This is a genomic window from Jatrophihabitans sp. (assembly GCF_035474675.1).
Classification (GTDB): domain Bacteria; phylum Actinomycetota; class Actinomycetes; order Mycobacteriales; family Jatrophihabitantaceae; genus Jatrophihabitans_A.
This window is the reverse complement of the sequence record NZ_DATINC010000148.1, coordinates 1-22,425: the sequence shown is the minus strand read 5'-3', so window position 1 is coordinate 22,425 and position 22,425 is coordinate 1. Positions and strand designations below refer to the sequence as shown.

30 protein-coding genes are annotated in these 22,425 nt (G+C 71.5%); 7 read left to right on the top strand and 23 right to left on the bottom strand.

Annotation, left to right across the window (positions count from 1 at the left end; genetic code table 11):
- From VLJ82_RS17525 to VLJ82_RS17515, 3 genes are all read left to right on the top strand, one after another.
- On the top strand, positions 1-816 hold an 816-nt coding region (locus tag VLJ82_RS17525), incomplete at its 5' end, for an FAD-binding oxidoreductase (protein WP_408664652.1).
- Between the two features lie 48 nt (positions 817-864).
- Positions 865-1,830 (top strand): lysoplasmalogenase, encoded by a 966-nt coding sequence (locus tag VLJ82_RS17520; RefSeq protein WP_408664651.1) that lies wholly within the window; start codon positions 865-867, stop codon positions 1,828-1,830.
- A gap of 31 nt (positions 1,831-1,861) precedes the next feature.
- Positions 1,862-2,527, top strand: coding sequence for an alpha/beta hydrolase (locus tag VLJ82_RS17515; RefSeq protein ID WP_408664650.1), 666 nt, complete (start codon positions 1,862-1,864; stop codon positions 2,525-2,527).
- Positions 2,528-2,541: 14 nt separating this feature from the next.
- Here VLJ82_RS17515 and truA read toward each other — a convergent pair whose 3' ends face one another.
- The 8 genes from truA to infA form a co-directional block, all read right to left on the bottom strand.
- Positions 2,542-3,408 (bottom strand): tRNA pseudouridine(38-40) synthase TruA, encoded by an 867-nt coding sequence (gene truA, locus VLJ82_RS17510; protein ID WP_408664649.1) that lies wholly within the window; start codon positions 3,406-3,408, stop codon positions 2,542-2,544.
- A gap of 19 nt (positions 3,409-3,427) precedes the next feature.
- A complete protein-coding gene (gene rplQ / locus VLJ82_RS17505) occupies positions 3,428-4,165 on the bottom strand; it encodes a 50S ribosomal protein L17 (protein WP_408664648.1) in 738 nt (245 codons plus the stop codon).
- Between the two features lie 81 nt (positions 4,166-4,246).
- Positions 4,247-5,272 (bottom strand): DNA-directed RNA polymerase subunit alpha, encoded by a 1,026-nt coding sequence (locus VLJ82_RS17500; protein ID WP_408664647.1) that lies wholly within the window; start codon positions 5,270-5,272, stop codon positions 4,247-4,249.
- A gap of 133 nt (positions 5,273-5,405) precedes the next feature.
- Positions 5,406-6,011 (bottom strand): 30S ribosomal protein S4, encoded by a 606-nt coding sequence (gene rpsD / locus VLJ82_RS17495; RefSeq protein WP_408664646.1) that lies wholly within the window; start codon positions 6,009-6,011, stop codon positions 5,406-5,408.
- A gap of 31 nt (positions 6,012-6,042) precedes the next feature.
- Positions 6,043-6,450 carry a 30S ribosomal protein S11 gene (gene rpsK, locus VLJ82_RS17490; RefSeq protein WP_408650774.1) on the bottom strand — a complete coding sequence of 136 codons (408 nt, stop codon included), beginning with the start codon at positions 6,448-6,450 and terminating at the stop codon, positions 6,043-6,045.
- Positions 6,451-6,527: 77 nt separating this feature from the next.
- Positions 6,528-6,905, bottom strand: coding sequence for a 30S ribosomal protein S13 (gene rpsM / locus VLJ82_RS17485; protein ID WP_408664645.1), 378 nt, complete (start codon positions 6,903-6,905; stop codon positions 6,528-6,530).
- A gap of 218 nt (positions 6,906-7,123) precedes the next feature.
- On the bottom strand, positions 7,124-7,237 hold the full coding sequence (gene rpmJ, locus VLJ82_RS17480; RefSeq protein WP_119951654.1) for a 50S ribosomal protein L36: 114 nt from the start codon (positions 7,235-7,237) through the stop codon (positions 7,124-7,126).
- 64 nt (positions 7,238-7,301) lie between these two features.
- Complete coding sequence (gene infA, locus VLJ82_RS17475) at positions 7,302-7,523, bottom strand: translation initiation factor IF-1 (protein WP_311421483.1); 222 nt, start codon at positions 7,521-7,523, stop codon at positions 7,302-7,304.
- A 264-nt stretch (positions 7,524-7,787) separates the two neighbouring features.
- Here infA and VLJ82_RS17470 point away from each other — a divergent pair, with 264 nt between their 5' ends.
- Positions 7,788-8,828 (top strand): LLM class flavin-dependent oxidoreductase, encoded by a 1,041-nt coding sequence (locus VLJ82_RS17470; protein WP_408664644.1) that lies wholly within the window; start codon positions 7,788-7,790, stop codon positions 8,826-8,828.
- A gap of 79 nt (positions 8,829-8,907) precedes the next feature.
- Here the strand turns inward: VLJ82_RS17470 and VLJ82_RS17465 are convergent, their stop codons facing one another.
- Both VLJ82_RS17465 and VLJ82_RS17460 read right to left on the bottom strand, forming a co-directional pair.
- On the bottom strand, positions 8,908-9,189 hold the full coding sequence (locus tag VLJ82_RS17465) for a helix-turn-helix domain-containing protein (protein WP_408664643.1): 282 nt from the start codon (positions 9,187-9,189) through the stop codon (positions 8,908-8,910).
- Positions 9,190-9,391: 202 nt separating this feature from the next.
- A complete protein-coding gene (locus VLJ82_RS17460; protein WP_408664642.1) occupies positions 9,392-9,901 on the bottom strand; it encodes a hypothetical protein in 510 nt (169 codons plus the stop codon).
- Between the two features lie 322 nt (positions 9,902-10,223).
- Here VLJ82_RS17460 and VLJ82_RS17455 point away from each other — a divergent pair, with 322 nt between their 5' ends.
- From VLJ82_RS17455 to VLJ82_RS17445, 3 genes are all read left to right on the top strand, one after another.
- A complete protein-coding gene (locus VLJ82_RS17455; protein ID WP_408664641.1) occupies positions 10,224-10,652 on the top strand; it encodes a hypothetical protein in 429 nt (142 codons plus the stop codon).
- A 229-nt stretch (positions 10,653-10,881) separates the two neighbouring features.
- On the top strand, positions 10,882-11,307 hold the full coding sequence (locus VLJ82_RS17450) for a hypothetical protein (protein WP_408664640.1): 426 nt from the start codon (positions 10,882-10,884) through the stop codon (positions 11,305-11,307).
- 45 nt (positions 11,308-11,352) lie between these two features.
- A complete protein-coding gene (locus VLJ82_RS17445; protein WP_408664639.1) occupies positions 11,353-11,853 on the top strand; it encodes an ImmA/IrrE family metallo-endopeptidase in 501 nt (166 codons plus the stop codon).
- A 410-nt stretch (positions 11,854-12,263) separates the two neighbouring features.
- On the opposite strand, the gene egtD is transcribed toward VLJ82_RS17445, so the two are convergent.
- The 13 genes from egtD to rpsH form a co-directional block, all read right to left on the bottom strand.
- A complete protein-coding gene (gene egtD, locus VLJ82_RS17440) occupies positions 12,264-13,229 on the bottom strand; it encodes an L-histidine N(alpha)-methyltransferase (protein WP_408664638.1) in 966 nt (321 codons plus the stop codon).
- 5 nt (positions 13,230-13,234) lie between these two features.
- Positions 13,235-14,005 (bottom strand): ergothioneine biosynthesis protein EgtC, encoded by a 771-nt coding sequence (egtC, locus tag VLJ82_RS17435; RefSeq protein ID WP_408664637.1) that lies wholly within the window; start codon positions 14,003-14,005, stop codon positions 13,235-13,237.
- 6 nt (positions 14,006-14,011) lie between these two features.
- On the bottom strand, positions 14,012-15,343 hold the full coding sequence (gene egtB, locus VLJ82_RS17430; protein ID WP_408664636.1) for an ergothioneine biosynthesis protein EgtB: 1,332 nt from the start codon (positions 15,341-15,343) through the stop codon (positions 14,012-14,014).
- Positions 15,340-16,671: a glutamate-cysteine ligase family protein gene (locus VLJ82_RS17425; RefSeq protein WP_408664635.1), complete on the bottom strand. Its 1,332-nt coding sequence runs from the start codon at positions 16,669-16,671 to the stop codon at positions 15,340-15,342. Before VLJ82_RS17425 ends, egtB begins: the two co-directional genes overlap by 4 nt.
- A gap of 116 nt (positions 16,672-16,787) precedes the next feature.
- Complete coding sequence (gene map, locus VLJ82_RS17420) at positions 16,788-17,624, bottom strand: type I methionyl aminopeptidase (RefSeq protein WP_408664634.1); 837 nt, start codon at positions 17,622-17,624, stop codon at positions 16,788-16,790.
- A gap of 6 nt (positions 17,625-17,630) precedes the next feature.
- Positions 17,631-18,284, bottom strand: coding sequence for an adenylate kinase (locus tag VLJ82_RS17415; protein ID WP_408664633.1), 654 nt, complete (start codon positions 18,282-18,284; stop codon positions 17,631-17,633).
- A gap of 103 nt (positions 18,285-18,387) precedes the next feature.
- Positions 18,388-19,695: a preprotein translocase subunit SecY gene (secY, locus tag VLJ82_RS17410; RefSeq protein ID WP_408664632.1), complete on the bottom strand. Its 1,308-nt coding sequence runs from the start codon at positions 19,693-19,695 to the stop codon at positions 18,388-18,390.
- Positions 19,696-19,928: 233 nt separating this feature from the next.
- Positions 19,929-20,384, bottom strand: coding sequence for a 50S ribosomal protein L15 (gene rplO / locus VLJ82_RS17405; RefSeq protein WP_408664631.1), 456 nt, complete (start codon positions 20,382-20,384; stop codon positions 19,929-19,931).
- Positions 20,385-20,470: 86 nt separating this feature from the next.
- A complete protein-coding gene (rpmD, locus tag VLJ82_RS17400; protein ID WP_408664630.1) occupies positions 20,471-20,653 on the bottom strand; it encodes a 50S ribosomal protein L30 in 183 nt (60 codons plus the stop codon).
- Positions 20,654-20,656: 3 nt separating this feature from the next.
- Positions 20,657-21,283 (bottom strand): 30S ribosomal protein S5, encoded by a 627-nt coding sequence (gene rpsE / locus VLJ82_RS17395; protein ID WP_408664629.1) that lies wholly within the window; start codon positions 21,281-21,283, stop codon positions 20,657-20,659.
- Between the two features lie 61 nt (positions 21,284-21,344).
- A complete protein-coding gene (gene rplR, locus VLJ82_RS17390; protein ID WP_408664628.1) occupies positions 21,345-21,734 on the bottom strand; it encodes a 50S ribosomal protein L18 in 390 nt (129 codons plus the stop codon).
- On the bottom strand, positions 21,734-22,270 hold the full coding sequence (rplF, locus tag VLJ82_RS17385) for a 50S ribosomal protein L6 (RefSeq protein ID WP_408664627.1): 537 nt from the start codon (positions 22,268-22,270) through the stop codon (positions 21,734-21,736). The genes rplR and rplF overlap by 1 nt, the downstream gene beginning before the upstream one ends.
- A gap of 13 nt (positions 22,271-22,283) precedes the next feature.
- A partial coding sequence (rpsH, locus tag VLJ82_RS17380; RefSeq protein ID WP_408664653.1) for a 30S ribosomal protein S8 occupies positions 22,284-22,425 on the bottom strand: 142 nt, incomplete at its 5' end.

Below are 22,425 nucleotides of genomic sequence, written 5' to 3'. Positions count from 1 at the left end.
AAGGACGTGGCGGGCCTGTCGCTGCTCAAGCTGTTCGTCGGCAGCGAGGGCACCCTGGGGGTGATCACCCGGGCGGTGCTGCGGCTGGTGCCCGCCCAGCAGCCGCCGAGCACCCTGGTGGCGCTGTTCGCCGGCGTCCCGGCCGCCGCCGAGGCGGTGGTCCGGATCAGCCGGAGCACCCGGCCGGCGATGCTGGAGCTGATGGACCAGACCTCGATCAATGCCGTCGAGGACTACCTGTCGATGGGGTTGGACCGGGGCACCGGGGCGCTGCTGGTGGCCCAGTCCGACGCCGGGTCCGGCGCCGAGGCCGAGCTTGCCGCGATCGCCGAGGCCTGCACCGGCTGCGGTGCGGTCGAGGTGTTCGCCACCACCGACCCGGCCGAGGGCGAGGCCTTCGCGATGGCCCGGCGGGCGGCCTTCCCGGCGATCGAGCGGCGTGGCTCGCTGATGCTCGAGGACGTCGGGGTGGCGGTGCCCAGGCTGCCCGAGCTGCTGGCCGGCATCGCCGCGATCGCGCAGGCCAACCGGCTCGAGATCCCCACCGTCGCGCACGCCGGCGACGGCAACACCCACCCGATCATCGTCTACGACGCGCAGGACACCGACTCCACCGCCCGGGCCGCAACCGCCTTCACCCAGATCATGGACCTGGCGATCTCGCTCGGCGGCACCATCACCGGCGAGCACGGCGTCGGCCGGCTGAAGAAGGCGAAGCTGCCCGACCAGCTCGGCCCGGACGTGATGGCGCTGACCCAGCGGATCAAGCACGCGCTGGATCCGCTCGGCATCCTGAATCCGGGAGCCGTGTTGTAGGCGCGCATAGCGCTTACTTGACCCGGCTCTGGCTACCCTGTCGCCACCATGACAGCGGCTGGGTGGGTCTGGGTGGCTGTCGCCGCCATCCTGGCGGTACTCGACTGGGCGGCGGTTGCCGCGCGGGTCAAGCTGCTGGAGCGGTGCGCCAAGCCCGCCGTGCTGCTGGCGCTGCTGGCCGCGGCGCTGACCGCCCACCCGAGCCATGCCGGGGTGCACGGCTGGCTGCTGCTGGCGCTGGGATTCGGACTGGTCGGCGATGTCGCGCTGTCCTTCGCCTCGCCCGGGCAGCTGCCCGCTCCCCGTCGGGCCCAGCCGGACGCTGCCGGCGGGAGCCAGCCGGAGGTGGCTGGCGAAACCCAGCCGGAGGTGGCCAGCCTGTCCCAGCCGGACGGGCCGCACACCGGCATCCAGGCCCAGCTGGACGAGCTCCTGACCAGCCCGCCGCCTTCCCCGGTGGGAGCAGCGGCCCGGCCGGCAGCCGGTGCACACCGCGCCGGCCGCACCCGCCGGTCCGCCCGGCTGGCCGAACGGGCCGAACCCGTCGGGCTGGTGGAGCCGGCTACCGCTGCCGGCCCGGCTGCCGCCACCGGGACCCAGCCACCGGACGTGCTGTTCAGCGCCGGGCTGGCCAGCTTCCTGCTCGGTCACCTGTGCTACTGCGCCGCGATGCTGCGCTACGGCACCGACCAGCTCAGCCTGGGCTTCGGCCTGGTGCTGGTGCTGCTGGCGCTGCTCGCCTTCGGCCAGCGGGTGCTGGCCGGGGCGCAGGCCCAGGGCGGCACCGGCCTCACCGTCGCGGTGGCCGCCTACATCACCGCGCTGGGCTCGGCCGTGGTGCTGGGCATCGGAACCTCGTCGCTGCGGGTGGCCTACGGCATCGTGCTGTTCGCCTGCTCCGACCTGGTGCTGGCCAGTGACCGGTTCGTCCGGCGGCTCCTCTGGGCTCCGGTCACCGTCGCGGTCACCTACCACCTGGCCCAGGCGCTGCTGGTGCTGGGCCTGGCGCACTAGCGACGCCGGACCGGCGAAGTAGGCTTCCCGGATGCCCCGCCGCCCGAGCAGGACCGTGCCGACCGTGTTGCTGCCGGCCCCGGCCGGGGCCTCCGGAGACGACTGGCAGGCCTGGCTGGCCGCCCGGCTGGCCGAGGCCGGCCGCGAGGTGCGGCTGGCATCCTGGCCGGCGCCGGAGGCGGCCGACCTGGCCGGGTGCCTGGCCGCGCTGCGCCAGAGCCTGGCCGGGCTGCCGGACCTCGGTTTCGACCTGCTCGCCCACTCGGCGGCCTGCCTGCTGTGGATGCACCATGCCGCGGGCGGGGAGGCCGACAGTGCCGCTGCTGCCGACAGCGCCGCTGCTGCCGACAGTGCCGCCGCGGCGGGCAGCCCGGACGCCGGACGCCTGCCGCGGCCGGACCGGGTGGCGCTGGTGGCCCCGCCGGCCCCGGACCGGCAGCTGCCGGCCTGGGACTTCCTGCGGCCGGTGCCACTGGCGGTGGATGCGTTACGCCGGGCTGCCGACGGCACCGTGCTGGTCGGCGGCGAGGACGACCCGAACTGCCCGGGTGGCGTGGCTCGGGTCTACGGCGCGCCGCTGAAGATGGCGGCCACCGTGATCCCGGGCGGCGGCGCGCTCGGCGCGGCAGACGGCTACGGGCCGTGGCCGGCGGTGCTGGACTGGTGCGGCCGGGACAACCTGGCGTTCCTGGCCTGAGACAGCCGGACGGATCAGCCCGGTCGGCCGGCGTCCAGGCTGCGCAGCCCCCGGGTCTGGGCCGCCCGCGCGGCCAGCTCGGCCTCGGCCGGGTAGCCGACCGCCACCAGGGTCAGGCCGCGGGCCGGGGCCACCGTGATGTGGTCACTGCGCTCGCCAAGGCCGAGCAGCCGGTAAGGCCACTCCTCGTCCCGGCTGCCCTCGCCGACCGCGGCCAGCGCGCCGACCAGCGAGCGCACCATCGAATGGCAGAAGGCGTCGGCCTGCACCTCGATCTCGACCAGCTCACCGCGCCGCCGCACCGCCAGCTGTTCCAGCCGGCGCACCGTGGTGGCACCCGGCCGGCGCCGGCAGAAGGCGGCGTAGTCATGCAGGCCGAGCAGCCGCTGGCCGGCCCGGTCCATCGCGGCGGCGTCCAGGGTGCGCTTCCAGCCAACTGTGTCTACCCGGCGCAGCACCGGCGCGCCGTACTCGGCATCGCAGATCCGGTACCGGTAGCGGCGCCAGAGCGCTGAGAACCGGGCGTCGAAGTCCGCCAGCGCCTCGGTCACCGCACGCACCCGGACGTCCGGGGGCAGCAACCCGGCCAGCCGCCGGACGATCCGGCCCCGCTGCTCGGCCCAGCCGGCCGCGGCGACGTCGCAGTGGCAGACCTGGCCAGTGGCGTGCACCCCGGTGTCGGTACGGCCGGCCACCACCACCGCGACCCGCGGCACCCGGAACAGCGTGCTCAGGGCCGCCTCCAGCACCTGCTGGACGGTGCGCAGGCCCGGCTGGCTGGCCCAGCCGGCGAAGCCGGTCCCGTCGTATTCCAGGTCCAGCCGCAACCGGACGAGCCCGCCTTCCCGGGAAGGAAAGGCGGGCTCGTCCGGTGCGGTCATGGCAGGACCCGGGGAGGCGTTACTTGCCTTCGGCCTCGGTGCTGTCGGCCTCGGTGCTGTCGGCCTCGGCGGCTTCGGGAGCGTCCGTGGACGCCGCCACCGCTTCCTCGGTGGCCGCGTCGCCGGTCAGCGACGCGTCGGCGACGATGTCCTGGCTCTCGACGGACGCGACGGCCTCGTCGGCGGTGTCCTCGTCCGCAACCGTGCTCTCGGCAGCGGTGTCGTCGGAGGCAGCCGCGGCCTTGGCAGCTTCGGCGTCGGAGGCCACCCGGGCCGCGGTCGGCGACTCGGCGGCGGCGTCGGAGGCGATCTCGGCGGTGCGGCCGGTCGGAGCCTTGGCCGGCGCCACCTTGGTACCGCGGGACCGCTCGGCCTCGCGGACCACCCGGGCCGCGGCGCTCAGCTCCTCGACCAGCTCGATGACGGCCATCGGGGCGTTGTCACCCTTGCGCGGGTTGATCTTGATGATCCGGGTGTAGCCGCCGGCGCGGGCGGCGAACTTCGGCCCGATCTCGGCGAACAGCTTGTGCACCACGTCCTTGTCCCGGATGACCTTGAGAACCTGGCGCCGATCGTGCAGCTCGCCGTGCTTGGCGAACGTGATCAGCTTCTCGGCCAGCGGGCGCAGCCGCTTGGCCTTGGCCTCGGTGGTGGTGATCCGGTCGTGCTCGAACAGCGCGGTCGCCAGGTTCGCGAGCAGTAGGCGCTCGTGGGCCGGACCGCCGCCGAGGCGGGGGCCCTTGGTGGGCGTGGGCATGACGTGCTCCTAGGAAAGGTTCTCGGCACCCGCGGCCGCCGGGGTGGGTCCGGCGGCCGCCGCGGCCAGGGTCAACGGACGTTACAGCTCTTCGGTTTCGGCGTAGTCGGTGTCATCGCCGAACTCCTCGCTGCCGTAGGAGTCGACCACCGCGTTCAGGTCGAATCCGGGCGGGCTGTCCTTGAGCGACAGGCCCAGGCCGTGCAGCTTGACCTTCACCTCGTCGATGGACTTCGAGCCGAAGTTGCGGATGTCGAGCAGGTCCGCCTCGCTGCGGCCGACCAGCTCACCGACGGTGTGGATGCCCTCGCGCTTGAGGCAGTTGTAGGACCGGACGGTGAGGTCGAGCTCCTCGATCGGCATCGAGAACGCCGCGATGTCGGCAACCTCGGTCGGCGACGGGCCGACGTCGATGCCCTCGGCCTCCTCGTTCAGCTCGCGCATCAGGCCGAACAGCTCGACCAGGGTGTGGCCGGCGCTGGCGACGGCGTCCCGCGGGCTGATCGAGGACTTGGTCTCGACGTCGACCACCAGGCGGTCGAAGTCGGTGCGCTGCTCGACCCGGGTGGCCTCGACGGCGTAGGTGACCTTGAGCACCGGCGAGTAGATCGAGTCGACCGGGATCCGGCCGATCTCCTGGCCCGGCTGCTTGTTCTGCACGGCAGTGACGTAGCCACGGCCCCGCTCGACCACCAGCTCGATCTCGAGCCGGCCCTTCTTGTTGATGGTGGCGATCTTGAGGTCCGGGTTGTGGATCTCGACGCCGGCCGGCGGCGCGATGTCGGCCGCGGTGACCTCGCCGGGGCCCTGCTTGCGCAGGTACATCACGACCGGCTCGTCCGAGTCGGAGGACACGACCAGTTCCTTGAGGTTCAGGATCAGGTCGGTGACGTCCTCCTTGACCCCCTCGACGGTGGTGAACTCGTGCAGCACGCCGTCGATCCGGATGCTGGTGACCGCCGCGCCCGGGATGGACGACAGCAGGGTGCGCCGCAGCGAGTTGCCCAGGGTGTAGCCGAAGCCGGGCTCGAGCGGCTCGATGACGAACTTGGAACGGTTGTCGGCGATGACCTCTTCGGTCAGCGTCGGACGCTGGGAAATCAGCAAGGTGGTTCTCCTTGATTCAGGGACGCCCGCTATATGACGTCCGCAGACAGGTATTCAGTTGTGTGCCGGACCTTCCCGCTCGTGCTGGGAAGGCCCGGGCCGGGCAGGCGCTGCCACCGGAGGTGGCGGCCTGCTACTTCGAGTAGAGCTCGACGATCAGCTGCTCGGTGAGCGGGATGTCGATCTGCGAGCGCTCGGGCAGCTGGTGCACCAGGATGCGCAGCTTGGACGGGATGACCTGCAGCCAGGCCGGGGTCGGCCGGTCGCCCAGGGTCTCACGGGCGATCAGGAACGGCGTGGTCTCCAGCGACTTCGGCTTGACGTCGATGATGTCCAGCGGGGTGACCCGGTAGCTGGGGATGTTCACCTTGTGGCCGTTGACCAGGAAGTGGCCGTGGCTGACCAACTGGCGGGCGGCCCGCCGGGTACGGGCCAGGCCCGCCCGGTAGACCACGTTGTCCAGCCGCGACTCCAGGATCTGCAGCAGGTTGTCACCGGTCTTGCCGGTGCGCCGAGTGGCCTCTTCGTAGTAGCGGCGGAACTGCTTCTCCAGCACGCCGTAGGAGTACTTGGCCTTCTGCTTCTCCTGCAGCTGCAGCAGGTACTCGCTCTGCTTGATGCGGGCCCGGCCGTGCTGGCCGGGCGGGAAGGGGCGCCGTTCGAAGGCGGCGTCGCCGCCGACCAGGTCGACGTTGAGACGACGGGACACCCGGGTCGCGGGTCCGGTGTAACGAGCCATTTCTCTCTCTTCTCCTATCCTCGGACCGAACTCAGACCCGGCGCCGCTTGGGCGGCCGGCAACCGTTGTGCGGCTGAGGAGTGACGTCGGAGATGGTGCCGACCTCGAGCCCGGTCGCCTGCAGCGAGCGGATCGCGGTCTCGCGCCCGGAGCCCGGGCCCTTGACGAACACGTCGACCTTCTTCACGCCGTGTTCCTGCGCCTTGCGGGCGGCGTTCTCGGCGGCCATCTGGGCGGCGAACGGGGTCGACTTGCGCGAGCCCTTGAAGCCCACGTGGCCGGCCGAGGCCCAGCTGATCACGTTGCCGGTCGGGTCGGTGATGGAGACGATGGTGTTGTTGAACGTGCTCTTGATGTGAGCGTGGCCGTGCGCGACGTTCTTCTTCTCTTTGCGACGGACCTTCTTCACGGCACCTGTGCCGCGAGTCTTGGGAGGCATCTGCCTTTAGCTCCTGGGGTGTGATCGGAACGAAGTCGAGGTCGGCCCGCGGCGAGTGCCGGGGGGCCGGCGAGGAGTTACTTCTTGGCCTTCTTCTTGCCGGCCATCGTCTTCTTCGGACCCTTGCGGGTACGGGCGTTGGTCTTGGTGCGCTGGCCGTGCACCGGCAGGCCGCGGCGGTGCCGCAGGCCCTGGTAGCAACCGATCTCGATCTTGCGGCGGATGTCCGCGGCGACCTCGCGCCGCAGGTCGCCCTCGACCTTGTAGTTGCCTTCGATGTAGTTGCGCAGCTTGACCAGGTCCTCGTCGCTCAGGTCACGAGCCCGCAGGTCCGGGCTGACCCCGGTGGCCTCGAGGGCTTCCTTCGCGCGGGTCGGCCCGACGCCGTAGATGTAGGTGAGTGCGATGACCATCCGCTTCTCGCGGGGCAGGTCGACGCCGGCAAGACGTGCCATTCGGGGCGTTCTCCTTCGTTCCTCCGGAGGTGTTGTGCGCATCCGTCCGCTGTGCCCTGACCGGCCTGACCTGGGTCAGTTCCGGTGCAGCGGCCCCGGCCTCCGTCCGGGGGTGACCCCGCTCCGAACCGGCTGGCCGGCGGAACGGGGAGGATTGCGCGTGCTGGGGTGGTGCTGGGGTGGTGCTGGCTGGTGCTACTGCGTGCTGGTGCTTCTACTCAGCCCTGGCGCTGCTTGTGGCGCAGGTTGTCGCAGATGACCATGACCCGACCGTGGCGACGGATGACCTTGCACTTGTCGCAGATCGGCTTGACGCTGGGCTTGACCTTCACGCCTGTTACTCCTGGTTTCGAACATGCGGCTGCCGCCGGGCGGCAACCGACGTCATCGGTCGGCTTACTTGTAGCGGTAGACGATGCGACCGCGGGTGAGGTCGTACGGTGAGAGCTCCACCACGACCCGGTCCTCGGGCAGGATACGGATGTAGTGCTGGCGCATCTTGCCGCTGATGTGCGCGAGCACCTTGTGCCCGTTGCTCAGTTCCACCCGGAACATCGCGTTGGGCAGTGGCTCGACCACTTTGCCCTCAACCTCGATGGCCCCGTCCTTTTTGGCCATATCCTCCGCTTTTCGTTACGTCTTGTGTCGTACAGTACGGACGCGGCCAGCAGGCGCGGACCACCGCGGTGATGACGTGCGTCCGGCGCTTGTCGATGAGGGTCGATCACCACTCGCGGCCACAGCGAGACGCCCAGAAATCTGGGCATGGTAACCGGCGGCATGCGCCAACGATTGAGTTTACCCACTTCGGGACCCGATACCAAAACGCCCGGACCCGGGCGGGCGGGGAAGAGCGCCGGACGCCCGGTGGTTGGAGCCGAGGTGAAGCATGTTCCGCTGTCCATCCTGGACCTGGCGCCGGTCAGCAGCAAGGGCGACACCACCGAGGCGCTGCACTCCACCACCGAACTGGCCCGGCGGGCCGAGGCCTGGGGCTACCAGCGCTTCTGGGTGGCCGAGCACCACAACATGCCAGCCATCGCCAGCTCGTCCCCGGCCGTGCTGCTGGCCCACCTGGCGGCGGTGACCAGCACCATCCGGGTGGGCTCCGGCGGGGTGATGCTGCCCAACCACGCACCGTTGGTGGTGGCCGAGCAGTTCGGCACCCTGGAGTCGCTGCATCCGGGAAGGATCGACCTGGGCATCGGCCGGGCGCCCGGCACCGACCAGCGGACGGCGCTGGCGCTGCGCCGGACGATCCAGGGCCTGTCGGCCGAGGACTTCCCCGCCGAACTCGCCGAGCTCATCGCCATGCTGGCTGGCGACCCGGCCCGGGTGCAGGCAGTGCCGACCGCCGCGGCGCTGCCGCAGGTCTGGCTGCTGGGCTCCAGTGACTACAGCGCACGGCTGGCCGGCCTGCTGGGCCTGCCGTTCTCCTTCGCCCACCACTTCTCGGCCGCCAACACCGAGCCGGCACTGGCGATCTACCGCGCCAGCTTCCGGCCCTCGCAGTGGCTGGACCAGCCGTACGCGATGGTGGCGGTGAGCGCGACCTGCGCCGACACCGACGAGCGCGCCGAGTACCTCGCCAAGCCGGGCTGGCTGTCGTTCCTGCGGCTGCGGGCCGGCCTGCCAATCCGGCTGCCCAGCCCGGCAGAGGCCGCGGCGTACGAGTTCAGCCCGGCCGAGCGCGCCTTCGTCGAGCAGCGCCGGGTCGGCCAGGCACTCGGCTCGCCGTCGACCGTGGCGGCCCAGCTCGCGGAGCTGCTCGGCCGGACCGGGGCGGACGAGCTGATGCTGACCAACCAGATCTACGACCTCGACGACCGGCTGCGCTCCTACCAGCTGATCGCCGAGCTGGGCGAGCGTCCGGCTTCCGGTCAGACCGGGACGCTGTGCCTCAGCTCGGCGACCGCGCGGTAATCCCTCCGCTACCGCATCGGCGGCCCCGGTAGCGCCGGGCCGTGGCCGGGCCGGCAGCCCGGGGTTGACGGTTGCGGCATCAGCGGCTGCTGCGCTCGCCGGCCCGGGTCTCCGAGTCGGCCCACAGCCGGTACATCGCCACCCGGTCGGCATCGGTGTCGGGCGAGAAGAGCAGGCCCGGCGGGCAGTCCAGCGCCCTCTCGATAGCCACCGCCGTGCGCAGCGAGCAGCTGCTGCGCCGGCCCGTCACCAGATGGTTCACCGTGGAATGACTCAGTCCCGCGCTGCGTGCCAGTTGGCGTTCCGACACCCCCAAGAGGTCGATGTAGTCAGCGAGTGCTCGCCGGCTTCGTAGTTGCATGAATCCCCCGTTCGACTCATTGCTTCCGGCACCGGCCGGATTTGGGGCTCAAGCTACCCGAACTGTCTGACGTCCTGTCACTTATCAGACACTATGGACCGTGTCGTACGGCGCTATCCGGGCAGCCGCGCGGGGTACCGCACCGCATTCCAGCGATTCGGCTAGGAGCACCGGACGGTTCGTCCACCGTGATCGGCGCGGCTCACCAGCGGACGGAGCTGCCTGCCGACTCCCGGCGTGCCATCAGGTCCGACCCGGCCCGGATCAGCAGGTCGCCCAGGTCCTCCCCGGCACTGACCGCCACGCCCAGCACGCAGCCGATGCCGGCCTGCGCGAGCCGGGCGCGCACCCGCTCGGCGACCAGCACGCCGACCGCGGGGAGATCGACCTGGACCAGCGCGGCCAGCTGGCGGGTTCCGTACCGGCCCACCGGGTCGCTCGGGCGCAGCACGCCCAGCAGGCAGCGGGCGATCGCCGCCTCGTGCTGCGGGGGCACCGGATCGATCAGCACCAGGGCGACGCAACCCGGCGCCGAAGCCATCCGCTCGGCGGCCCGGGCCCGCCAGCCGGCCTCCGGCCACAGTCCGGCACCGGCGTCGTGGGCCGCACCGGCCCGGCCGCGGCGCAACCGCTCGGCATGCCGCGCTGGCAGCGAGCAGGGGGCGCCGAGGCCGCCGAGAAGGGCGAGCAGCCCCGGGTACCCGGCGGTCATGCCTGCCGCCGGGACCCGGTCGCCGGCCGGCTCGCCGGCACCGGAATCCGGCCGGGCCGGGCCGGGCGGGCAGCGCGGCAGGGGTAGCTGGTCATGGCACCGTGCCCCTTGCTCCGGCCAAGAAAATTCCGCGCGGTCTGTTTTGGTGCGAAGACCGTACCCCAGCCGGTTTCGCCTGTCACTGGCCGCGCACCCGGGGGGCGCACCGGACGGGTCTCCCCCTGCTCGGCCCGGCACCGCGAGCCGATACTGTCTACATCATGTCTGCACGTACCGGAGTGCCCGCCGACCACGGCGAGCCGTCGCACCCCGCCGGATCCCGATGAGCGCGCTGTCGGAACTGCTGCAGGCTGAGAACAGCAAAGGCCTCAGCGCCCGCGCCATCTCCCAGGCTGCCCGCGGTCAGGGCTTCACCCTCAACCACGACACCGCCGCCCGCTACCTGCGCGGTGAGCACGGCAAGCCGGACGAGGCCACCCTGCGAGCCTTCTCCAGCGTCCTGGGCGTCTCGCTGGCCAAGCTGCGCCGGGCGGCGTCGCTGCCGGCCGACGTGACCGAGCCGTACCGGCCACCGGCCGAGGCCGACCGGCTCAACCGGCGCCAGCGCCGCGCGGTCGACGAGGTGATCCGCGCCATGCTGCAGACGCCGGTGGCCAGCGAGCCGGTGACCAAGCTGGACTCCCGGCGCGGCAGACAGCCGACGCGCGGCAAGGCAGCCCGGCGCGGTCCGGCCGAACCGTCCGGACGCTGAGCCGCACGATCATCCGCCTGGTGCAGGCCTTTCCGCGTTGCGCCTGAGCCAGCCGCGGCCGCTCCGGGAAGACCGCCGGCTGCGGCATGGCGACGTGCGGGCTACCGGATCGGAAAATCGCCCACCTTTGAGGGTGCTTGAGCCGCTACTGTCTACAACATGGCTGCATATACCGATATCCGCAGCGGGGGCGAACGATGAGTGGGCCGAGGCATTCCGGAGCCGGTCGATGACCGCGCTGTCCGAACTGCTGCAGGCCTCGAACTCTGCCGGCCTGAGTGCCCGCACCATCGCTCGCAACGCCCGCGAGCTCGGCTTCAGCCTCAATCACGACACCGCTGCCCGGTACCTGCGCGGCAACCACGGCAAGCCTGACGAGTCCACCCTGCTGGCGTTGTCGAAGGTGCTCAAGGTGCCGATGACCAAGCTGCGCGCCGCGGCCGCCCTGCCCAACGAGGTGACCGAGCCCTACCAGCCGCCGGCCGAGTCCAGCCGGCTCAGCCGCCGGCAACGGCGCGCGGTGGACGAGGTCATCCGGGCGATGCTGGTACCCGGCACGGTAAACAAGCCGGCGACCGAGCTGGACACCGCCCGCGCCAAGAAGGCCGCCCCGCGGGCCGCCCGCCGCGGCTCGGCGGAACCGCCCCAGCGCTGACCCGCGCCCCACCGGATCGTCAGAGGGCTACCCCATACTGCCCGCATGACCCCGCACCCCACCCGCCACCGCCTGCCGACCACCGCCCTCCGCCCGTCCCCGCCCTACGACCCGTGGGCCGACCTCCGGCAGAACTGGCCGGACGTCAAGGTCGTCATCGAGCCGATGACAGACGACCTGCTGGGGGAGGTGCGCGACGACGGCCGCCTGATCGCCCTGCGCGCCGACACCTCCGCCGCCCAGCGCAGGTGCACGTTGACCCACGAGCTCGTCCACCTGGAACGGGGCATCCTCGACTGCGGCCCCTGGTTGCAGCGCGAGGAGGACCTGGTGCACGCCGAGGCGAGCCGCCGGCTGATCCCGCTGGACAGCCTCGCCGCCGGGATCCGGGAGTTGGGTGGCGCGGACGACCAAGGCGCCCTGGCCCACTGGCTGGACGTGGACAGCGAGACGCTGGCGGTCCGGCTGCACCGGATGAGCAGCGCCGAACGCAGGGCGCTGCGGCGCGCGCTGGCCCGCCAGGCGCCGCTGTGGTCGGTGGCCTGACATCCCCAGCCGCGACACGCCGCCCCGGTTCGGCAGCTAGCGCTTGACAAAGCTACGCTTACCAGGGATGTTAAGCATCGTCTGCTGTATGACTCTATGTCAGACGACGATGATTCGTGTCGCCGGATCGGTATCTCGGCGGCGCGGGTACGTCATCGACCTCGGGGGAGGGGCCGGGCGGCATGGCAGGGATTCTCGGCGACTGGGTGGGCGCCGAGCGCGGGCGGAGCGAACCACCGCACCTGCCATGCCGCCCGCTACCCGAGCCGGCGCGCCGGCTCCAGGGGCCGACAGCCACGCCGGCTCGATGGCCGACGGCTGCGCCGCACTCCGCTGACCCTGTGCCGAGGGTGTCGCTGACCCTGTGCCGAGGGTGGCCGCTGACCCTGTGCTGAGAGTGGCCGCGCGGGTCAGTGCGACAGGCTCAGCGCGAACAGCTTCGCCGGATCGGTCCACCAGTGCGTCAGCCGCAGCCCCGCCGAGGCCAGCTCGGCGGTGATCCCGTCGCGGCGGAATTTCGAGGAGATCTCGGTGAGCAACTCCTCCCCCGCGTCGAAGTGCACCGGCATGCCGATCCGGGACAGCCGGGCCCGGATCTCGCGAGTAGCCCGTAGCCGCATCTCGATCCGTTCGGCCACCGGGTTCCACACCGCGCGGTGTTCGAACGCCTCGACCGGCAGGTCGCCGTCCAGCTCGCGGTTGAGCACGTGCAGCACGTTGAGGTTGAACGCGGCGGTGACGCCGGCCGCGTCGTCATAGGCCGGCACCAGGATCTCGGCCGGCTTGACCAGGTCGGTACCCAGCAGCAGCACGTCGCCCGGGTCGAGGGCCGACCGGACGCCGCCGAAGAACGCGGCGCGCTCGGCCGGGTCGAGGTTCCCGATGGTGGAGCCGAGGAACACCACGGCGGTGCGCCCGGACTTCGCCAACCCGTCCAGGTGCCGGGTGAAGTCCGCCCGGATCGGCAGCACGGTGGCCGCCGGGTAGCGGGCCGAGAGCCCGACCGCGGCGTCGGCCAGCGCGCTGGCCGACACGTCCACGGTGATGATCCGGCGCAGCGTGCCGGCCCGTTGCCAGGCATCCAGCAGCAGCTGGGTCTTGGTGGAGGAGCCGGAGCCGAGCTCGATCACCGTCTCGACCGGCGCGGCGGCCGCGATGTCGTCGGCGTGGGCACGCAGGATCTGCGCCTCGGTCCGGGTCGGGTAGTACTCCGGCAGCTCGGTGATCTGCTCGAACAGCTCGCTGCCGCGGGCGTCGTAGAACCACCGTGGCGGCAGCGACTTCGGCGTACCGGCCAGCCCCGTCCGGGCATCCTCGGCGAGCTCGTCGGCGGCGCTGGCCGAGTCGAGGAATCTGTCATCGACGCTGATGGACATGGCCCTCACTTCCTGGGTTGGGCACCGGTGGCACCGGGCAGTGGTTGGCAGTGCACTCCGCCGCGATCGGCCACGACCAGCTGGCCGTCCGGGATCGGCTGCCAGCCGGGAGCGTCGTCGAAGGGCTCGCTGGCCAGCAGCACCCCGGTCGGCGCCTGGCGGGCACACAGCGCATGGGTGACGGTGGTGGCATAGAGCCGCCGGCCGTCGGTGAGCAGGGTGGTCAGGCGGGAGCCCGGCGCCGCCGCCAGCACCTCGGCGACCAGGCCGCCGAGCACCGCCGCCGGGTCGCCGCCGGCGGCCAGCCGGTGCCGCAGCAGCACCCACAGCAGGGCGGCATCGGTCATCACCTGGATGGTCAGCAGGTCGCCGAGCGGCACGCCGGCGGCCAGCCCCGTTGCGGTGTCCGGCCAGCCGGCGAGGTAGCCGTTGAGGCTGAACAGCCAGCGGCCGTCGGTGAACGGCGCGCAGGCGGCGTCGGCGATCGGCATGCCGGCGGTGGCGTTGCGGACGGCCGCCAGCACGCCGGCAGCCGGGGTGGCCCGGGCCAGCTCGGCGAACCCGCCGTCCTGCCAGATCGGCACCGCGCGCCGGTACCGTCGCGCCGGTCCACCGTCGGCGCCGAACCAGCCGGCGCCGAACCCGTCGACGTTGACCTTGCCGCCGCCGCGCATGTCCTTCGGCGCGTAGCTCTGCACGACGAGCGAGTGCGGTGGGTCCAGCACCAGCTCGGCCAGCGTCACCGGCTCACCGAGGTAGCCCAGATGTCGGCACACCGCTGCTCAGCCCAGCTCGGCGTCGCGGGCGGTCCGGAACCCGGCGAAGATCTGCCGCCGGATCGGGAAGTCCCAGTTGCGGAAGGTGCCGCGGCAGGCGGCCCGGTCGGTGCCGAACGACCCGCCGCGCAGCACGTAGTAGTCCTGGCCGAAGAACACCCTGGAGTACTCGGGGTACGGAAACACCTCGAAGCCGGGGTAGCCGGCGAAGGTCGAGGACGTCCACTCCCAGACGTCGCCGATCAACTGGTGCACGCCGTAAGGCGACGCGCCGGCCGGATAGCTGCCAGCCGGTGCCGGGCGCAGGTGCCGCTGGCCGAGGTTGGCCCGCTCCGGCGTCGGGTCGTCGTCGCCCCACGGGTAACGCCTGGACCGCTGCGAGGCCGGATCCCAGCGGGCCGCCTTCTCCCACTCGGCCTCGGTGGGCAACCGCCGGCCGGCCCAGGCGGCGTAGGCCTGCGCCTCGTACAGGCACACGTGCACCACCGGCTCGTTCTCGGCGACCGGGAGCAGGGTGCCGAAGCTGCGCCGCCACCACGAGCCGTCGGCGTCCCGGGTCCAGAACAGCGGTGCGGTGAGGCCGGCCCGCTGGCGGTACTCCCAACCGGGCTCGCTCCACCACCGGCGGTCGTCGTAGCCGCCGTCGGAGAGGAACCGCAGGTAGTCGCCGTTGGTCACCGGCGTGGTGTCGAGGTAGAAGGCCCCGACCTGCACCTGGTGCGCCGGCCGTTCGTTGTCCAGCGCCCAGGCCTCGGTGGAGGTGCCCATGGTGAACGGCCCGGCGGGGATCAGAACCTCGCGGGCCAGCCCCGCGGCCACCGGCGGAGCGGGCGGCGGGGCCTGCAGCGGCGGCCCGGACCGGCGCAGCTGGTGGGTGGCGAGCATGGTCTCGTCGTGCTGCTGCTCGTGCTGGATCACCATGCCGAACGCGAACCCGGACCGGGTCAGCCGGTTGACGTTCAGCGGCGCGCGGTCGAGCACCTCGAGCACCTTCTGCCGGACCTGCCCGACGTAGCCGCGGGTCTGGGCCGGGGACAGCAACGGCAGCGACGGCCGGTCGGCGCGGGCATTCTGAAAGGCGTCGTACATGGAGTCGATATCGGCCCGCACCGCCTCCCGGCCGCCGACGTCGCGCACCAGCCAGATCTCCTCCTGGTTGGCGATGTGGGCGTAGTCCCAGACCAGCGGCGACATCAGCGGCGAGTGCTGCGAGACCAGGTCCGGCTCGTCCACCGCGTCGGTCAGGGCGGTGCTGCGCTGCCGGGTCCGGGCCAGCTCCGCGGCGATGTGCTCGCGCAGCTCGGCGTCGCCGAGCTGGCGCAGATCCACCGGGGTCATCGACTTCCCTCCTCGGTCGGTAGGCCGGCGGTAGGTAGGTCGGCGGCCGGTGCCGCGGCCGGTACGTCGGCGGCCGGTGCCGCGGCGGTCGCTAGGCCGGCAGCGAGTGCCTCCGACCCGGGACTGATGCCCTCGCACAGCCGGCGGTACAGGGTCCGGTCCACCGCCTGCCGGACGGCCGGGGGCAGGTCCAGGCCGGCCAGCCCCGGCAGGGCGATGTCGAGCAGATCTGCCGCCATGCTGGCCAGCACCGGATCGGCCAGCCCCTGCTCGATGGCCTGCGGCCAGCGGTCGGTGGCCTCGGCGGTGCAGGCCAGCACCTGCTGGACCCGGTCCGGGCTGGCGAACAGCGCCGCCAGCAGCGCCACCGGGGCCACCCACTCCTCGCCGGGCTGGGCGTCGAGGTAGCGGAACTCGAGATAGCCCTGCGGCCGGACCGGCGGGAACAGCGTGGACAGGTGCAGGTCGATGTCGGCGGTGGTCAGCGGCTCGCCGGACTCCAGCCACCCGCGCAGCGTCATCGGCTGCTCCGGGCGCCAGTCCCCGCCGGCGCGGTGCCGGGCCAGCACGTGGGTGTCGAGCACCCGTTCGGGATAGCTGTCGAGGTCCAGTGACTTGGGCGGCTGGCTGCGTTCGGGGTCCAGCTGCCACCACGCCGCCATCCGGGTCGAGGCCGCGGCCGGCAGCAGGTTGCCGGCGGTCCGGGGCGAGTTGGCGAAGGCGGCCAGCAGCACCGGTCCCAGCTGGTGGGCCGCCTGCCACCGGTTGCCGGCTTCGGCACGGGTGCCCAGGTCGAGGCAGACCTGCAGGGCGGCGGTGGAGCACATCATCACCCGGCCGGCCGGGCCGAACCTGTCGAACCAGTCGGCCATCGCGTTGTAGCGGGGGGTGGTGAGGATCCGGTGCGGCCGCCGGTGCGGGTCGGCCGCCAGGCTGCCCAGTTCGAACCCGGCCGGGGCGAGCAGAGCCTGCAGGGCCTGGATGTCGGCACTCATGCCGGCGATCAGGCCGGCGACGGAGGTGGCGGGTGGTGAGGAGATCTCGACCTGCCCGCCGGGTTCTACGGTGATCAGGCCGCCGCGCGGAAGGGGTACGGCCGGGCTGTCCGGAACCAGGGTAGGTGGAGCGTGCGGGCCGAGCAGCGTCGCGAGTGTCGATACGTCGGGACGCCGGTCGGGGTCGTGCGGGTCGATCAGGAGCCATTCGAGTTCGATGCCGGTCCGAGCCGGGGGGCCGTGCTTGAAGCACACCCGGGTCATGTGGGTGCCGGCCTCGGCGATGGTCCGGATCGGCTGTGAGTTCTGCACGCCAGGCGCAGTGATACCCATGCCGCCTCCATTCGCTGCTGAGTGATCAGGACTCAACCTAGCGCGCGACCCTGACGACAGCCACCAGACGAAACGACCAGCAAACATCAGCAGGCCGCTAGACAGTGGCGGCCGGCTCAGTCGGCGAGCGCGCTGACCGGCACCCCGCGGGCGGCCAGCTCGGCCCGTCCGCCGTCCTCGGCGGTCAGCACCCACAGCCCGTCCGGGAGCAGCGCCACGGTGTGCTCCCAGTGGGCGGCCAGCGAGCCGTCGACGGTCTGCACCGTCCAGTTGTCCGCCAGCTGACGGGTCTCGGCCGAGCCGAGTGTGATCATCGGCTCGATGGCCAGCGCCATCCCGGCCACCAGCCGGGGGCCCTTGCCCGGCTTTCCGTAGTTGAGGATGTGCGGGTCCATGTGCATCGCGGTGCCGATGCCGTGGCCGCCGTAGCCGGCGACGATGCCGTAGCTGCCGGCGTCCTCCACCGAGGCCTGCACCGCGAAGGAGATGTCGGTGAGCCGGCCACCGACCCGGGCGGCGGCGATGCCGTCCCACAGCGCGGTCCGGCAGGCGTGCGACAGCGCCAGCGCGTCGGGGCCGGCCTGCCCCACCGCCAGGGTGACCGCCGCGTCGCCGTGCCAGCCGTCCACGATCGCCCCGAAGTCCAGCGAGAGCAGGTCGCCGTCGGCCAGCACGTCGTCCGGGCTGGGGATGCCGTGCACCACCCGGGCGTTGCGCGAGGAGCAGATCACGCCGGGAAACGGCGGCGGGCCGGCATAGCCGAGGAAGGAGGACACCGCCCCGGCCTCGGCGAGCACCTCCCGGGCGATCTGGTCCAGCTCGTAGGTGGACACGCCCGGCTTGGCCGCCTCGGCCATCGCGGCGAGGCCGGCGGCGACCACCAGGCCGGCAGCCCGCATCGAGCGGATCTGCTCGGGTGTCTTGAGTTCGATGTCGTCCCGGCGGCGGCGCACGACGGGTCAGGTCATCGCTTTGGTCAGCGCCGCGATCGCCCGCTCGGTGACGTCCTCGACCGGGCCGAGGGCATCGACCACCACCAGCTGGCCCCGGCCGTCGTAGAACTGGATCAGCGGTGCAGTCTGCTCGGCGTAGACGTCCAGCCGGTGCCGCACCGTGTCGGCCTGGTCGTCGTCGCGCTGGAACAGCTCGCCGCCGCACCGGTCGCAGATGCCCTTGACCTTGGTGGGGTCGTACTCGACGTGCCAGATGTGACCGCACTTGCGGCACATCCGCCGGCCGGACAGCCGGCGGACCACCTCGTCGTTGTCGACCTCGAGCTGCAGGACCACATTGAGCGAGGACCCGAGGTCCCCGAGCACCGAGTCCAGCTCGTAGGCCTGGGCGACGTTGCGCGGGAAACCGTCCAGCAGGAAGCCGGCCGCGGTGTCCGGCTCGCCCAGCCGGTCGCGCACCATCGCGATGGTCACCGCGTCGGGCACCAGGTCGCCGGCGTCCATGTAGGACTTGGCCAGCTTGCCCAGCTCGGTGCCGCCGGAGACGTTGGCCCGGAAGATGTCACCGGTCGAGATCTGCGGAATGGCGAAGCGCTCTGCGATGAAGCCGGCCTGGGTGCCCTTGCCCGCGCCGGGCGGGCCCACGAGGACGAGTCGCACTAGGGTCTCACCGGCCCGCTCCGCCGGGTCGCTGCCAGGGCCGGCCGGCCGAAGGTCAGCGTCCGGGCGGGGCGGCCCGGACGGCGGGGACGACGCCCCGCCATTAACGCAGGAACCCTTCGTAGTTGCGCTGCATCAGCTGGCTCTCGATCTGCTTGACCGTGTCCAGCGCCACGCCGACCATGATCAGCACAGCGGTGCCGCCGAACGGGAAGTTCTGGTTGTTGCCACCGGTCATCGAGAAGAAGAAGTTCGGGATCACGGCGATGATGCCCAGGTAGAGCGCGCCGGGCAGCGTGATCCGGGACAGCACGTACTGCAGGTACTCCGCGGTCGGCCGGCCGGGCCGGATGCCCGGGATGAAGCCGCCGTACTTCTTCATGTCGTCGGCCCGCTCCTCGGGGTTGAAGGTGATGCCGACGTAGAAGTAGGTGAAGAAGATGATCAGCAGGAAGTAGGTCGTGATGTGGATCCAGTCCTGCTGGTCGAGCAGGTGGTTGTTGATCCACAGCTGCAGCCCGGAGGTGCTGTTGCCGTTGAGCTGGGACAGCAGCTGCGGGATGTAGAGCAGCGAGGAGGCGAAGATGACCGGGATGACACCGGCCATGTTGACCTTCATCGGCAGGTAGGTGGAGGTGCCGCCGTACATCCGGCGCCCGATCATCCGCTTGGCGTACTGCACCGGGATGCGCCGCTGGGCCTGCTCGACGAACACCACGGCCGCGATGATCGCGAAGCCGAGCATCAGGATCAGGACGAAGGCGAAGCCGCCGGAGTTCTTCAGGATCGCATCGCCCTCGTTCGGGATCCGGGCGGCGATCGAGGTGAACATCAGGATGGACATGCCGTTGCCGACGCCACGGTCGGTGATCAGCTCGCCGAGCCACATCACCACCGCCGTGCCGGCCGTCATGATCACCACCATGGTGCCCAGCGCGAAGATCGACTGGCGGTAGAGCGGGTGGCAGTCGACCGAGCCCTGGAACAGCTGGCCGGATCGGGCCAGCGCGATGAACCCGGATGACTGCAGGACGGCCAGGCCGATGGTGAGGTACCGGCTGTACTGGGTCAGCTTCTGCTGGCCGGACTGGCCTTCCTTCTTCAGCGCCTCGAACCGCGGGATCACCACCACCAGCAGCTGGATGATGATGCTGGCGGTGATGTAGGGCATGATGCCCAGCGCGAACACCGAGAGCTTGAGCAGCGCCCCGCCGGAGAACAGGTTGATCAGCGCGTAGGCGGTCTGGCTGGCTCCGTTGGCCGACTTGATGCAGGCATTGATCGCGGCGGTGTCGGTGTTGGGCGTCGGGACCGAGGCGCCCAGCCGGTACAGCCCGATCATGGCAAGGGTGAAGACCAACTTCTTACGCAGGTCTGGCGTCCGGAAAGCAGACGCGAAAGCGCTGAGCACACATCCTCCTGCGCGTGGGTCGAGGTCAATCCGTTGTGGAAGTCTTCAAGCTGGCCGCCGGGCCCGGCCTGCGCTACGGGGCCGGGTCGGTGTCCTCGGGTGCGAGCCTAACAGTCGAGCAGGTACTACCACCGGTTCGTAGCAGCCGGTGACGATACGCAGGAGGCCGGACAGTTGCCTGTCCGGCCCTGCTGCTGCCGGGCCGGCGTCGCCGGTCGCGGCCTGCGGTGTGTCTACAGCGTGCTGGTGCTTCCGCCGGCGGCGGCGATCTTCTCCGCGGCGCTGGCCGAGAAGGCGTGGGCCGTCACGTCGAGCTTGACGCCGCCGAGGTCGCCGGTGCCCAGCACCTTGACCAGGGCGCCCTTGCGCACCGCGCCGGCTTCGACCATCGCCTCGGGCGAGACGGTGCCGCCGTTGGGGAACAGCTCCGCCAGCCGGGCGATGTTGACCACCTGGTACTCGACCCGGAAGGCGTTGCGGAAGCCCTTGAGCTTGGGCAGCCGCATGTGGATCGGCATCTGGCCGCCTTCGAAGCCGGCCGGAACCTGGTAGCGGGCCTTCGAGCCCTTGGTGCCGCGGCCGGCGGTCTTGCCCCGCTTGCCGCCCTCACCACGGCCGACCCGGACCTTGGCCGTCTTCGAGCCGGGCGCCGGGCGCAGGTGGTGGACCTTCAACAGGTGCTCAGCCATCTCAAACTCCGCTCTTCGCGCACGCGCTCATCGCTGAGTTCGCTGCGCTCCTCGCTCGTGCCTCGCTGCGATGCTCGCTCACTCGGCTACTCAACCTCCTCGACCGCAACCAGGTGGGTCACGGTCTGGACCATGCCGCGGATCTCGGGCCGGTCCTCCTTGACGACGACGTCGCGCACCCGCTTTAGCCCGAGCGAGCGCAGCGTCTGGCGCTGGTTGTCCTTGGACCCGATCTCCGAGCGCAGCTGGGTGATCTTCAGACGAGCCATGGCTCAGACCCCCTGCCCGGCACGCGCCCGCAGCAGACCGGCCGGCGCGACGTCCTCCAGCGGCAGGCCGCGGCGGGCCGCGACCTCCTCCGGACGGACCAGTTGCTTGAGCGCTGCCTCGGTGGCGTGCACGATGTTGATCGGGTTGTCCGAGCCGAGGGACTTGCTCAGGATGTCGTGGATGCCGGCGCACTCCAGCACGGCGCGCACCGGACCACCGGCGATGACGCCGGTACCGGGGCTGGCGGGCTTGAGCAGCACCACTCCGGCGGCCTTCTCACCCTGCACCGGGTGCGGGATGGTCTGGGCGATCCGGGGCACCCGGAAGAAGTTCTTCTTGGCCTCCTCGACGCCCTTGGCGATCGCGGCGGGCACCTCCTTGGCCTTGCCGTAGCCGACGCCGACCGTGCCGTCGCCGTCGCCGACGACTACCAGGGCGGTGAAGCTGAACCGGCGGCCACCCTTGACCACCTTGGCCACCCGGTTGATGGTCACCACGCGTTCGAGCATGGTGCTCTTCTCAGGCGCCGAACGGCCGTCCCGGCGGTCGCGGCCACCCCGCTCGTTGCCGGCGCGGTCGCCGCCGCCGGCGCGGCCGCCGCGCTGCGTTCCCTGGGTTGCGGAGGCCATCAGGCTGCTCCCTCACTGTTGCTGGACATGTGCGTGCGAGTGTTGATCGGGTTGCGGCTCATCAGAACTCCAGGCCGGCTTCCCGGGCGGCGTCGGCGAAGGCGGCGATCCGGCCGGTGTAGCTGTTGCCGCCCCGGTCGAGGACCACCTTGGTGACGCCGGCGGCCTTGGCCGACTCGGCGACCGCGGTGCCGACCTGGCGGGCCCGGGCCGTCTTGTCACCCTCGGTCAGCTTGAAGGTGGAGGCGGAGGCCAGCGTGATGCCCTTGGTGTCGTCGACCAGCTGGACGAACAGGTGCCGGGCCGACCGGGTGACCACCAGCCGCGGCCGGCTCTCGGTGCCGACCACCTTCTTGCGCAGCCGGAAGTGCCGGCGGGCCTTGCTGGTCCGGCGGCTGGCCGAGACCCCGGCCGAACGCCGCGCGCGCTTGACAATCGTTGAGGCACCCATCACTTACCCGTCTTTCCGGCCTTGCGGCGGATGACCTCACCCTGGTAACGCACGCCCTTGCCCTTGTACGGGTCGGGCTTGCGCAACTTGCGGATGTTGGCGGCCACCTCGCCGACCTTCTGCTTGTCGATGCCTTCCACCGCGAACCGGGTCGGGGTGTCGACGCGGAAGGAGATGCCCTCCGGCGCGGTCACCACCACCGGGTGGCTGAACCCGAGCGCGAACTCCAGGTCGCTGCCCTTGGCCGTGACCCGGTAGCCGGTGCCGACGATCTCGAGGTTCTTGGTGTAGCCGGCGGTCACCCCGACCACCATGTTGGAGATCAGCGTGCGGGACAGGCCGTGCAGCGACTTCGACAGCCGCTCGTCGTCGGGCCGGCTCACGGTCAGCGTGCCGTCTTCCTGGGCGACCGTGATCGGCTCGGCGACCACGTGCGACAGGCTCCCCTTGGGGCCCTTCACGGTGACCTGCCGGCCGTCGATCGCGACGTCGACGCCGCTGGGAACCGGGATCGGGAGCTTACCGATGCGACTCATCTCGACTCCTCCCCTACCAGACGTAGGCGAGGACTTCCCCACCCACTCCACGCTTGGCGGCCTGCCGGTCGGTCAGCAGACCGGACGAGGACGAGATGATGGCGATGCCCAGGCCGCCGAGGACCCGGGGCAGGCCGGTGGACTTGGCGTACACC

Bases quoted from the DNA above. Each gene is read 5' to 3' on its own strand.
- truA (WP_408664649.1), bottom strand. From the start codon at position 3,408: ATGACCGCACCGGACGAGCCCGCCTTTCCTTCCCGGGAAGGCGGGCTC.
- egtD (WP_408664638.1), bottom strand. From the start codon at position 13,229: ATGTCCATCAGCGTCGATGACAGATTCCTCGACTCGGCCAGCGCCGCC.
- rpmD (WP_408664630.1), bottom strand. From the start codon at position 20,653: ATGGCTCGTCTGAAGATCACCCAGCTGCGCTCGGAGATCGGGTCCAAG.
- VLJ82_RS17515 (WP_408664650.1), top strand. From the start codon at position 1,862: ATGCCCCGCCGCCCGAGCAGGACCGTGCCGACCGTGTTGCTGCCGGCC.
- VLJ82_RS17445 (WP_408664639.1), top strand. From the start codon at position 11,353: ATGACCCCGCACCCCACCCGCCACCGCCTGCCGACCACCGCCCTCCGC.
- VLJ82_RS17450 (WP_408664640.1), top strand. From the start codon at position 10,882: ATGACCGCGCTGTCCGAACTGCTGCAGGCCTCGAACTCTGCCGGCCTG.
- rpsD (WP_408664646.1), bottom strand. From the start codon at position 6,011: ATGGCTCGTTACACCGGACCCGCGACCCGGGTGTCCCGTCGTCTCAAC.
- VLJ82_RS17520 (WP_408664651.1), top strand. From the start codon at position 865: ATGACAGCGGCTGGGTGGGTCTGGGTGGCTGTCGCCGCCATCCTGGCG.
- VLJ82_RS17465 (WP_408664643.1), bottom strand. From the start codon at position 9,189: ATGCAACTACGAAGCCGGCGAGCACTCGCTGACTACATCGACCTCTTG.
- rplF (WP_408664627.1), bottom strand. From the start codon at position 22,270: ATGAGTCGCATCGGTAAGCTCCCGATCCCGGTTCCCAGCGGCGTCGAC.
- VLJ82_RS17460 (WP_408664642.1), bottom strand. From the start codon at position 9,901: ATGACCGCCGGGTACCCGGGGCTGCTCGCCCTTCTCGGCGGCCTCGGC.
- infA (WP_311421483.1), bottom strand. From the start codon at position 7,523: ATGGCCAAAAAGGACGGGGCCATCGAGGTTGAGGGCAAAGTGGTCGAG.
- rpsE (WP_408664629.1), bottom strand. From the start codon at position 21,283: ATGGCCTCCGCAACCCAGGGAACGCAGCGCGGCGGCCGCGCCGGCGGC.
- rplO (WP_408664631.1), bottom strand. From the start codon at position 20,384: ATGGCTGAGCACCTGTTGAAGGTCCACCACCTGCGCCCGGCGCCCGGC.
- VLJ82_RS17455 (WP_408664641.1), top strand. From the start codon at position 10,224: ATGAGCGCGCTGTCGGAACTGCTGCAGGCTGAGAACAGCAAAGGCCTC.
- VLJ82_RS17425 (WP_408664635.1), bottom strand. From the start codon at position 16,671: ATGGGTATCACTGCGCCTGGCGTGCAGAACTCACAGCCGATCCGGACC.
- egtB (WP_408664636.1), bottom strand. From the start codon at position 15,343: ATGACCCCGGTGGATCTGCGCCAGCTCGGCGACGCCGAGCTGCGCGAG.
- rpsK (WP_408650774.1), bottom strand. From the start codon at position 6,450: ATGCCTCCCAAGACTCGCGGCACAGGTGCCGTGAAGAAGGTCCGTCGC.
- rplQ (WP_408664648.1), bottom strand. From the start codon at position 4,165: ATGCCCACGCCCACCAAGGGCCCCCGCCTCGGCGGCGGTCCGGCCCAC.
- rpsM (WP_408664645.1), bottom strand. From the start codon at position 6,905: ATGGCACGTCTTGCCGGCGTCGACCTGCCCCGCGAGAAGCGGATGGTC.
- rplR (WP_408664628.1), bottom strand. From the start codon at position 21,734: ATGGGTGCCTCAACGATTGTCAAGCGCGCGCGGCGTTCGGCCGGGGTC.